This window comes from Roseateles sp. FW305-36, assembly GCF_058787015.1.
Genome location: NZ_JBYSZK010000027.1, coordinates 18270 through 29375, shown reverse-complemented (window position 1 = coordinate 29375; position 11106 = coordinate 18270). Strand labels below are relative to the sequence as shown.

Sequence of the window (11106 nt, the reverse complement as noted above, 5' to 3'; positions counted from 1 at the left end):
ATCACGGCATTGACCTCAAGCCGCCCATGTCACGTCTCTCGCTATCTCGAAAGAACGTGTTGACTCTTCACAGCTAGCGTTCTCCATCTCGTCGAAGAAGCGCCACGTATCCGCCCCGTCGAACTTGCGCACCTTCACGGCGGCCACCAGGGCCGGGTCGAAGTTCGCCAGGTTGACGCCATGCTTGGCGCCGGGCGTGGGTTGCAGCGGCTCCCAGTGGGTGACGCAGCCGCAGTGGCGGCAGCGGATGTTGCGCAGGGTCCGGTCGCCCCAGATGTACTCCTGCGTCGCCTCGGGGTGGCCCGTGATGGTCACGGTGCCGAACTCGAAATAGACCCAGACGCCACCGACACGCCGGCACAGCGAGCAGTTGCAATCGGTGGCCACCGCCGGCGTGGACGGCAGGGTCAGGCGCACGGCGCCGCAATGGCAGGAACCCTGGTGCATCACCGCCCCTCAGCCGCACTGGCCCACATAGCCGCAAGCCGTGCAGAAATCGCAGCCGTCCTTGTGGATCATGGTGGCGTTGCCGCAGTCGGGGCAGGGCTTGCCGGCCTGCACCTGCAGGGTGCCGGCGGCAGCCGCGAGCTTGGGTGCGGGCGTCTGCAGCAGACCCATGTCGCTCAGCGGCTGGCCGGCTTCGTCGAGGATGCCGAGCATGGCGTAGCGGTGGATGACCAGCCGCGCGACGTAGGCCACGGTGGACGGCCAGATCTGCTGGCGGCGCTCACCACTCAATGACGGTACCGGCGCCATGAAGTGGCCCAGAGGCTCGCCGACATTGAGCAGCTTGCGCAGCTTCATCGCGATCCAGCCGGGGTCCATCACGCGCATGTCCAGGCTCAGCAGGCGCGCCAGGCCGTCCAGGGCCTTGGGGTAGTTGCCCGAGAAACCCATCGCGCAGGGCCGCATGACGGTGCCACCGTCGGGGGTCGGCAGCACCACTTCCTTCAACGTCAGCGTGAACTGTTCGTTCGTCGCCGGGTTGTCGACGTCGACGGCCCAGGCCAGGGTGCCGGATACGCCGGTGCGCGGCTCGTTGCGGCTGAACATGGCATCCACCACCGGCGTGGCGCCGCCCTCCTGCAGCGCGCCGAGCTGCTCGCAGCGCCAGCGGATGACGGCGGCCGTCGCGGCGACGACGCCGGGGAAGAGGCGCTTCTCACCGCTGGGCGGCATGGGCATCTCGAAGGCGCGTTCCTCGGCCACGGTCGCCAGCGCATCGAGCTTGAGGCGCAGCCAGGCCGCGTCGTTGGTGCGCAGGTCCATGGACAGGGTCTTGGCCAGGGCCGACAGGCCGCGCGGCTGCTCGGCGCCATTGACCCAGACTTCGAAGGGCAGGTTGCGGCCGAACAGGCCGGCGTCGGGGCCCTCCAGCGGCAGTTCGCCGATGAAGAGAGCGAAGTCGCCGTGCGGGTGCTGGATGAGGTAGCTCCAGGCCGGATTGCCGCCCGGCATGTCGGGGCGACTCGGCCAGCGCAGCGAGGCGACCACGGCCTGGGGCAGGCGCTCGACCTTGAGGCGCTGGTTGGCGCCGTCAATGTCGGCGCGCAGCGGCTCGGGTTGCTTGACCTCGGGCGTGACACTGAGCACCGAGCCCAGCACGCTGTTGGGGCGATAGGTGGCCAGGCCCTTCAACTTGCTCTGCCAGGCCTGGATGTAGAGGTCCTGGAAGTCTTCGTAGGGATAGTCGGCCGGCACGTTGACGGTCTTGCTGATCGACGTGTCGATATAGGGCGCGACGGCGGCGACCATGGCGGCGTGGTCAGCCGCGCTCAGTTCCAGCGCGGTGACAAAGGCTTCGCTGAGCGGCGCATCGGCGCCGAAGAGGTGGCGGTACAGGCGCCAGGCATGGTCCTCGACGGCGTACTCCTTGAAGCCGCCGCCCTCGGTCTGAGGCAGGCGCTTCTTGCGCGTGTAGGTCCAGGAGAAGGCCGGCTCGATGCCGTTGCTCGCGTTGTCGGCGAAGGCCAGGCTGATGGTGCCGGTGGGCGCGATGGACAGCAGGTGGGAGTTGCGCAGGCCCTGCGCGCGGATCTTGTCCTTCAGGCCCTGGGGAAGGCGCGACGCGAAGCTGCCGCCGGACAGATAGAGGTCGGCGTTGAACAGCGGGAAGCTGCCGCGCTCGGCGGCCAGGTCGCTGCTGGCCGAGTAGGCCGCGTCGCGCATGATCTCGCTGATGCGGCTGGCCATGTCACGAGCCTCTGGCGTGTCGTAGCGCAGATTGAGCATGACGAGGGCATCGCCCAGGCCCGTGAAGCCCAGGCCGACGCGGCGCTTGTTGCCGGCCTCCTGGGCCTGGGCGGGCAGCGGCCAGGGCGTCACGTCGAGCACGTTGTCCAGCATGCGCGTGGCCACGGTCACGACCTCGGCGAAGCCGACATCGTCGAACACCGGCCGGGCGCTGAAGGGATCGCGCACGAAGCGCGTCAGGTCGATGGAGCCGAGGCAGCAGCAGCCGTAGGGCGGTAATGGCTGTTCAGCGCATGGGTTTGTGGCGGCAATCGTCTCGCAGTAATGCAGGTTGTTGTCGGCATTGATGCGGTCCAGGAAGAGCACGCCCGGCTCGGCATGGTCGTAGGTGGAACGCATGACCTGGTCCCACAGCTCGCGGGCGCGCACCTTGCGATAGACCCACTGGCCGTCGCCGCGCTGGTAGGCCCCGGCCTCGATCTGCTCGGCGCTGGGCTGGGCGCGGTGGGCCAGCTCGACCTGGCCGTCGGCCTGCACGGCCTCCATGAAGGCGTCGGTGACGCCGATGGAGATGTTGAAGTTGCGCAGGTCGCCCTCGTCCTTGGCATGGATGAAGGCCTCGATGTCGGGATGGTCGCAGCGCAGCACGCCCATCTGCGCGCCGCGGCGGCTGCCGGCGCTCTCGACCGTCTCGCAGCTGCGGTCGAAGACGCGCATGTAGCTGATCGGGCCCGAGGCATGGCTGCGCGTCGAGCCCACCCAGGCGCCGAGCGGACGGATGCGGCTGAAGTCGTAGCCGACGCCACCGCCGCGGCGCATGGTCTCGGCGGCTTCGGTCAGGGCCGTGTAGATGCCGGGCACGCCGTCCTCGGGCGTGGCGATGGAGTCGCCCACCGGCTGCACGAAGCAGTTGATGAGGGTGGCCGACAGTTCCGTGCCGGCGGCCGACATGATGCGGCCGGCCGGCACGAAGCCGCGCTGCTGCGCCTCGAGGAAGGCCGCCGTCCAGCGCGCGCGATCGGCCGGTTTCTCGGCCTGGGCCAGGGCGCGGGCGACGCGTTCGCGCAGCTCGTCCGGCGTCTGCTCGCCGCCCTTGGCGTATTTTTCGATCAGGACTTCGCTGGAAATGTCCTGCACGGGCAGGTCGGTAGTGCTGCTCACGATGGGCCTTTGACTGTATGGATCCACAGTCTACGCCTGCTGTGGACAAACGGTGAGAGTGCCTGAGTCGCCCGCCGCGCGCTTTGACGACACGCAGAGGCGGGCGTGTTGGCGCGCGCTCAGAACGGGTTGATGCTCTTCTCGCGGCGGTAATGGATATAGCCCACGCTGGCCCCGGCGCGCAGGCCCACGCCAAGGCGGATGGGCGCCAGCACGATGCCCTTCAGGCGCTGGTAGTTGATGCCCGCGCCGCCGATGTAGTACAGGCTGCCGTCCACGCCGGGAAAGCGCTGGTAAATAGCCGCAGCCCTGGGCAGGTGATAGATCAGCGTGAAGACCTTGGACGCATTGCCGCCAACGTCGAAGCCGATGGACGGTCCGGCCCAGTAGACCTTGGCCGAGCCACCGCCCTTCATCAGCAGTTCGCCGTCGCCATAGCGCAGGCCCACGGTCACCGCGCCGCCGGCCTCCTCGCCGCGGATATAGGCGTTGGGCCGGCCCTGGTCCTTGAAAGCCTTCTCGATGACCTTGGCCAGGCCTTCCGTCGTCTGGCCGAAGAAATCGGTTGCAGCCTTGAGGACGGACTCCTGGTCATAGGTGCCGTCCTTGTCGTCATCGGCCCAGGCGGGCAGCGCCGTGGCCGAGGCCAGGGCGGCGAGTTGCTGCAAATGCCGGCGGCGGTCGGTCATGAGGCTCTCCGAAGGGATGCGGGGGAAGGGCCAGCATAAACAAAGCAGCGTGAAGTTTGGCCACCCCTTGCCACTGCACACAACCTAGACTCAGAGGTCATGTCGACCAACCCCGACCTCCAGCGGCTGTCCGCCGCCCTCGAATACGCCGACCTCGCCGCCGGCCTCTATCTGGCGGGCGGGGCCGACCAGGCCGCGCGCCTGCTGGCCGCTGCGGCCGAGCAGCAGCTGGGCGACCTGGTGCGCCTCATCGACGCCCCCAGCGCCACCGTCGACACGCGCGAACTGCTGGCCCGCATCGCCCGCGCCCACCGGCCGGCCGTCGTCGCGCCGCGCCAGGCCCCCGATCGCGACTGGGATGACTCGCCGGTCGAGATCGACGGCACCCGCGACGAGATCGTCGCCCTGCTGCGCGCCGCCTGGTTCATGCTGGAAGCCATGGGCCTGGCCTCGCTGGCCCCCGAAAGACTGCAGCAGGCCGTCGAGCACAGCACCGTCTTCAGCAGCGGCACCGCGCTGGAATCTTTCGTCTAGGATCGGTCGCGAACATCCCCCCATCCGCCGGGAGAGCATCATCAGCACCGAACGCCGCCAATTTGCCCGCGTCACCTTCGCCTCCGGCGCCGAGCTGATCACGACCCAGGAGCATCTGCGCTGCCAGGTGCTGGACATCTCCCTCAAGGGCGTGCTGCTGCAGTTGCCGGACGGGCTCTCGCCCCAGGTCGGCATGCCCTGCCTCGTCAAGCTGCCCCTGGCCACCGGCGACATCGTCATCGCCATGGCCGGCGAGTTGGCCCATGTCGAGGGCGGCCATGCCGGCGTGCTGTGCCGCAGCATCGACATCGAATCCATCACCCATCTGCGCCGCCTCATCGAGGTCAACCTCGGTGACCCGGCCGCCTCCGAACGCGAGCTCAAGGCCCTGATCGCCGCGGCCGGCGCTGCTTAGCCGTCCCTGGCCGGCTTGGCGCCCCATATCTCCCAATTCGTCGCATCCTGCCCCGGCTGATGGCCGGGCGCCGAGAATGGACCGAATGGAGGACCTCAGCCCGCTGCAAGCCTTTCGCCGTGTCTGCAATCTGCGCATGCTGGCGGGCGTCTACTACTTCTGCTTCTTCTATGCCTTCTCGCGGGCGCTGACCTGGATTGGCGAAGGGGACGACGGCAGCCTGAGCGACGCCTTCTTCGCGCTGATCCGCTTCAGCCGCCAGTGCCTGCTGACCGGGATTTCCCTGCTGCTGATGGTGGGGCTGGCCGAAGCCCTGCTGGCCAGCCGGCGCTGGAAGCTGCCGGCCGCCCTCACCATCCAGGCCCTGGCCGTGGGCTCCGGTGCGGCGCTGGGCACCTGGCTGCGCTATGCGGTGTCGCAGATGAGCGACCCCATGAAGGTCATGACCGCCTGGGCCCTCTCCACCATCTCGCTGTGGACCTTGCTCGGCGGCATCGCCTATGCGCTGCTGCTGGTCAGCCGCGCCCAGCGCCAGGGCCGGGATGAGTTGACCCGGCTGTTCCGCGAACGCGAAGCCCTCAAGACCCAGCAGACCGAGGCCCAGCTGTCGGCGCTGAACGCCCAGATCGAGCCTCACTTCCTGTTCAACACCCTGGCCAACGTCAAGCGTCTGTACGAGACCCAGCCGGAGCGCGGCCGCAACATGCTGGTGGCCCTGATCGCCTATCTGCGCGCCGCCCTGCCCGGCATGCGCCGGCATGAATCCACCCTCGCCGACGAACTCGAGCTGGTGCGCCACTACCTCGCCATCCTGCAGATGCGCATGGGCGAACGCCTGTCCTTCGACATCGAGGCGCCGCCCGAGCTGCTGACGGCCCATCTGCCGACGCTGGTGCTGCCGACCCTGGTGGAGAACGCCATCAAGCATGGCCTCTCGCCATTGCCTGAGGGCGGTCGCATCCTGATCCGCGCCCAGCACACGGCCGATGGGGGGCTGACCGTCGAAGTGGCCGACAACGGCCAGGGCTTCGGGTCGGCCAGCGGCGGCGCGGGCGTGGGCCTGGCCAACACCCGGGCCCGCCTGGCGGCCCGCTTCGGTGACTCCGCGACGCTGGAGTTGCAGGCCGCCCAACCGCGCGGCGTCATCGCCCGCGTGAACCTGCCGGCGGAGGCCCTGGCATGAACGCCATCCGCCACGTGCTGCAGTCCTGGCGCTCGCTGCGCCTGAACGAGACCCTCGTCTTCGTCAGCGCCGCCCTGCTCTTCGGCGCCATCGACCTGACCTCGCTGCTGGAGCTGCGCGTCGGCGACCAGCTGTGGCCGGTGGTCGCCCGCCAGTTGAGCCTGCCCCTGGTCAGCTGCGCCGTGCTGCTGCTGTGCTGGCTGCCGGCCGCGCGCAGCCACCCGGCCCATCCGGCGCGGCGCCAGCGCCTGGTGGCTGCCACGGCCCTCGGCTCGGTGCTGGCCATGGCCGTCATCTACCCCCTGGCCGCCGCCATGCCCTGGCCCTCGCTGTGCGACATCTATGCCCAGACCCATGGCAAGGTGAAGTGCTCGATGTTCCGCGTCACCGCCATCATCGGCGACACGCTGTGGATCTTCATGCCGGCACTGATGATCGTCGGCGTGCTGGAGTTCCGCACCGTGCGGCGCCGCCAGGACCAGGCCGCCCAGGACCTGCTGCGCGAGCACAGCCAGCTGCGCCGCCATGCCCTGGCTTCACGCCTGGCCGCCCTGCAGGCCCAGGTCGACCCGGCCCTGCTGTTCGACGCCCTCGTCTCGGTCGAGCAGGCCTATGGCCGCGAAGACCCGAGCGCCAGCGCCCGCCTGGAGCGCCTCATCCGCCATCTGCGCGTGGCCCTGCCGCGGCTGCCACGGCATCAGCTGATGCCGCCTGGCGGCATGGCGGGTGCGACGCTGGGCAGCGAGGCCGAGCTGATCGCCAGCTACCTCGATCTGCTGCGCGACCTCAACGGCGACCCGCCCGCCTTCGACTGCGAGCTCGGCTCGCGCGGCGCCCTGCAGCTGCCGCCCATGCTGCTGCTGCCGCTGGTGCAGCGCGCCGTGCGCCTGGGTCATCCCAAGCGCTGCTGGCTGAGGGCCGATGGCGGCATCACGCTAGGCTTTGATCAGGAAGGCCTGTGCAGCGACGATGCCGACCTCGCCTCGCTGCGCGAGCGCCTGGCGGTGCTGGACGCCAAACTCGTCTGCACCAGCGGCGCCGGCCGCACGGAATTCATCCTGGAATTGCCTTCATGAGCCTGATTGCACCGACCGCGGTGGTCGCCGAGGACGAAGCCGCTCTGCGCGGCGAGCTGGTCGAGCAGCTCGGGAAGCTCTGGCCCGACCTCAGCATCGTCGGCGAGGCCGCCGACGGCCTGGAAGCCCTGCGCCTGCTCGACGAGCACCAGCCCGACATCCTCTTCCTCGACATCGAGATGCCCGGCGCCACCGGCATCGACGTGGCCCGCCAGGTCAACGGCCGCGCCCACGTCGTCTTCGTCACCGCCTACGACCAGTACGCCATCGCCGCCTTCGACCAGGGCGCCGTCGACTACCTGCTCAAGCCCCTGGCCGGCGCGCGCCTGTTCACGGCCATCTCGCGGCTGAAGGCCCGGCTGGGCCAGGCGCCGGCGCAGCTCGGCGGCGTGCTGGACCAGCTCGGCACACGGCCCGCGGCCGCGACGCCCTCCGCCGCGAGGGCGCCGCTGCGCTGGATCAATGCCTCGGTGGGCCAGACGCTGCGCCTCATCACCGTCGACGAGGTGATGTTCTTCCAGAGCGACAACAAGTACACGCGGCTGGCGCTGAAGGACGGCGAGGCGCTGATCCGCAAACCGCTGAAGGAGCTCATCGACGAGCTCGACCCGCAGCAGTTCTGGCAGATCCACCGCTCGACCTTGGTCAACGTGAATGCCATCGCCAGCGTCAGCCGGGACTTCCGTGGGCGGATGCAGATCAAGCTCAAGCATGGGACGGAGATGCTGCTGGTTGCTGAAAGCTGCGCTCACTTGTTCAGGCAGATGTAGGTTTCTGTTGCTCGTCCCTGAGCCTTTTGACCCGGTGCCGAGTTGCCGGGAGTCCGCCCCGGCGGGCGGGACTCCCGGCAATGCACCGATCGGGCACACACGTCGCAAAAGCAACGCATGATCCACCCATGCCCAATCCCCATCAGCTCCGCGGCGCCAGCCGCCTCGCCGTCGACGCCACCACCGGCGTGACGAATCTCGTCGAGGCCATGCATGCCGAAATCTCGCGGCTGCCGCTGACCAAGACACGTGAACGTACCTCCGGCATCGCCGGCCTGGTCTACCGCAGCGTGCGCGGCGTGACGAAGCTGGTGGGCGGCGGCCTGGACCTGGCACTGGCAGCGCTGACGCCGCTGCTGAGCCAGGCCGACAGCGACCGCGCCAACGCCGCCCAGGCCGCTCTCAACGGCGTGCTGGGCGACTACCTCGAAGACAGCGCCAACCCACTGGCCACGCCCATGAGCTTGAGGCCGCTGGTCGATGGCGCCAGCGGCCCGCCGCTGGTCCTGCTCCACGGCCTGTGCATGAACGAGGCGCAGTGGCGGCGCCAGGCTGATGAGAAGGGCGCCGACTTCCCCGCCGCCCTCGCGTCCATGGGCTACCAGCCCCTGGGCCTGCGCTACAACAGCGGCCGCCCCATCTGGCGCAATGGCGCCGAACTGGCCGCGCTGCTCGACGACGTGCCCGGCCCGCTCACCCTGATCGGCCACAGCATGGGCGGCCTCGTCATCCGCAGCGCCATCGCCCAGGCCGGGCGGCGGCGCTGGCGCAAGCGCCTGCATTGCCTCGTCACGCTGGGCACCCCGCACCAGGGTGCGCCGCTGGAGCGCGGCGGCCAGCAGGTCCAGCAGCTGCTGAACGTCAGCGCCTACTCGCGGCCGCTCGCCCTGCTGGCCGCGCGGCGCAGCGCCGGCATTCGCGACCTGCGCCATGGCAGCCTGCTCGAGGCGGATGCCGGTAGGGCCAGCCGCATTCCGCTACCGAAGGGGGTGGCCTGCTATGCGGCAGCAGCTGCCCTCACAAACGATCCTCAAGGCCCGGTCGCACGCTGGGGAGGCGACGGGCTCGTGCCCGTAGCCAGCGCGCTTGGCCGACATCGCGAACCCACGCGGCGGCTCGCGTTCACCGAGGACGTGACCTTTACGGGCATCGGCCACTTGGCCTTGCAGACCGATCCGGCTGTGCTGGAGCAGCTGCAGGAGTGGCTGCGCCCCCTCCCCTAAGCCGTCACGGCAATACCAGTTGCGCCAGCCCCACAATGCCGCTCGCTGGCCCGCTACCCACCCCTTGCCGCCATGACGCTCTCTCCGATCAAGCCCCCGCCCCGGCCCCGCCCCGCGGCCCTGCTCGACCTGACGCCCGACTGGCTGCTCTGGCTGGCCGACAACCGGTTGTGGGACTGCGCACCGGCCTCCATGCTGGACACCATGATCACGGCCGGCCAGGACACCGAGACCGCCGCAGCCGCCATCGGCCAGATCGACGGGGACCCGGTCTTCCAGGCCGCGCGCCGCCACCAGCAGATGCTGCGCAAGCTGGAATCGGTCTGCGGCAATCTGCAGAAGGTCTGGCAGCAGGACCCGGGCTATGCGGTCGTCGAGAAGCGCCGCGGCGTCGGCCGCGATGAGTTCCTGGAGAAATACGTCCACGGCTGCCGGCCGGTCGTGCTGACCGACATCGCCGAAGACTGGCCGGCCATGAAGCGCTGGTCGCCCGCCGACCTGAGCGCGCGCTTCGGCCATCTGGACGTCGACGTGCAGGTGGGCCGCAACACCGACACCCTGTTCGAGCAGAACAAGGAGAAGCTGCGCCAGCGCATGAAGGTGGCCGAGTTCGTCGACCTCGTCGTCAGCGGCGGCGCCACCAACGACCACTATCTGACGGCCAACGACGAGATGATGCGGCGGCCCGAGTTCATGCCGCTGCTGCAGGACATCGGCCGCATGCCGCCCATCTGCGACCCGGCCCTGCTGCACACCGCGGCCTCCTTCTGGTTCGGCCCGGCCGGGACGCGCACGCCGCTGCATCACGACACGCTGATGCTCTTCCACACGCAGGTCGTCGGCCGCAAGCGCTGGCGCTTCGTGTCGCCGCTGCAGACGCCGCTGCTCTACAACCGCATGGGCGTCTACAGCCCCATCGATCTCGACGCACCCGACTTCGGCCGCTACCCGCGGCTGCGCGAGGCCGTCGTGCTGGAGACCGTGCTGGAACCCGGCGACACCCTCTTCCTGCCGCTGGGCTGGTGGCACCAGGTGTCGTCGCTGGAGATGAGCATGTCCTTCTCCTACACCAACTTCGACGCCGGCGTGCCCAACGAGTTCAAGTACGACAACCCCAGCATCGGCAACTGGTAGCCGCCGCGCTTGACCGCCGTCAAGGCCGGTCAGCCGCGCAGCGATCAGCATGGGCGCCATCACAGGAGCGCCCATGTCCGATCGCATCGCCGTCATCCAGGCCCATCCCGACCCCGCCGGCGGCCATCTCTGCCATGCCCTGGCCCGGGCCTATGCCGACGGGGCCCGCGAGGCCGGCCGCGAAGTCCGCTTCATCGACGTGGCCCAGCTGGACTTCCCGCTGCTTCGCTCGCAGAAGGATTGGAAAGAGGGCGAAGTGCCGGCCAGCCTGCGCCCGGCCCAGGACACCATCCGCTGGGCCGATCACCTGGTCTTCGTCTTCCCGTTGTGGCTGGGCGACATGCCGGCCCTGCTCAAGGGCTTCCTGGAGCAGATCGCACGGCCGGGCTTCGCCTTCGACTATGTGGAGGGCAACCCGCTGGGCAAGAAGCTGCTGACCGGGCGCTCGGCCCGCATCATCGTCACCATGGGCATGCCGGCCGCCGTCTACCGCTGGATCTTCCGCGCCCATTCCCTGCGTTCGCTGGAGCGCAACATCCTGGGCTTCGTCGGCATCGCCCCCATCCATGAGACCCTGGTCGGTGGCGTCGACGGCCTCGGCGAGGCGGGCGTGCGGCGCTGGCTGGACGAGATGCAGGAGCTGGGAAAACGCGGTCAATGACCCGCCGCGTCATGTCGCCCGGTTGACGCCCGGGCCAGGCTCCGCCCCTCAGAATCGGTCGAAAGAC

The 11106-nt window shown here is 69.4% G+C and carries 11 protein-coding genes; 8 read left to right on the top strand and 3 right to left on the bottom strand.

The annotated features are described in order from the left end of the window. Positions 1-15 precede the first annotated feature (15 nt). The 3 genes from AC3WOE_RS29785 to AC3WOE_RS29775 all read right to left on the bottom strand — a co-directional run bounded on the left by AC3WOE_RS29785 (position 16) and on the right by AC3WOE_RS29775 (position 4043). Positions 16-447, bottom strand: coding sequence for a GFA family protein (locus tag AC3WOE_RS29785; protein WP_492696014.1), 432 nt, complete (start codon positions 445-447; stop codon positions 16-18). 9 nt (positions 448-456) lie between these two features. After that, positions 457-3354: an adenosylcobalamin-dependent ribonucleoside-diphosphate reductase gene (locus AC3WOE_RS29780; RefSeq protein ID WP_492696012.1), complete on the bottom strand. Its 2898-nt coding sequence runs from the start codon at positions 3352-3354 to the stop codon at positions 457-459. A 119-nt stretch (positions 3355-3473) separates the two neighbouring features. After that, entirely contained in the window at positions 3474-4043 is a 570-nt protein-coding gene (locus tag AC3WOE_RS29775; protein ID WP_492696010.1) for a DUF1134 domain-containing protein, read from the bottom strand. 99 nt (positions 4044-4142) lie between these two features. Between AC3WOE_RS29775 and AC3WOE_RS29770 the strand changes: the two genes are divergently transcribed. From AC3WOE_RS29770 to AC3WOE_RS29735, 8 genes are all read left to right on the top strand, one after another. After that, positions 4143-4577 (top strand): hypothetical protein, encoded by a 435-nt coding sequence (locus AC3WOE_RS29770; protein ID WP_492696008.1) that lies wholly within the window; start codon positions 4143-4145, stop codon positions 4575-4577. Between the two features lies 1 nt (position 4578). Next, on the top strand, positions 4579-4992 hold the full coding sequence (locus AC3WOE_RS29765) for a PilZ domain-containing protein (protein WP_492696016.1): 414 nt from the start codon (positions 4579-4581) through the stop codon (positions 4990-4992). A gap of 85 nt (positions 4993-5077) precedes the next feature. Continuing rightward, complete coding sequence (locus tag AC3WOE_RS29760) at positions 5078-6175, top strand: sensor histidine kinase (protein WP_492696006.1); 1098 nt, start codon at positions 5078-5080, stop codon at positions 6173-6175. Next, positions 6172-7251, top strand: coding sequence for a histidine kinase (locus tag AC3WOE_RS29755; RefSeq protein ID WP_492696004.1), 1080 nt, complete (start codon positions 6172-6174; stop codon positions 7249-7251). Before AC3WOE_RS29760 ends, AC3WOE_RS29755 begins: the two co-directional genes overlap by 4 nt. After that, complete coding sequence (locus tag AC3WOE_RS29750) at positions 7248-8021, top strand: LytR/AlgR family response regulator transcription factor (protein WP_492696002.1); 774 nt, start codon at positions 7248-7250, stop codon at positions 8019-8021. Before AC3WOE_RS29755 ends, AC3WOE_RS29750 begins: the two co-directional genes overlap by 4 nt. 128 nt (positions 8022-8149) lie before the next feature. Further along, a complete protein-coding gene (locus tag AC3WOE_RS29745; protein ID WP_492696000.1) occupies positions 8150-9244 on the top strand; it encodes an alpha/beta hydrolase in 1095 nt (364 codons plus the stop codon). Between the two features lie 72 nt (positions 9245-9316). Continuing rightward, on the top strand, positions 9317-10378 hold the full coding sequence (locus tag AC3WOE_RS29740; RefSeq protein ID WP_492695998.1) for a cupin-like domain-containing protein: 1062 nt from the start codon (positions 9317-9319) through the stop codon (positions 10376-10378). Positions 10379-10451: 73 nt separating this feature from the next. Continuing rightward, positions 10452-11039, top strand: coding sequence for an NAD(P)H-dependent oxidoreductase (locus AC3WOE_RS29735; protein WP_492695996.1), 588 nt, complete (start codon positions 10452-10454; stop codon positions 11037-11039). Positions 11040-11106 lie beyond the last annotated feature (67 nt).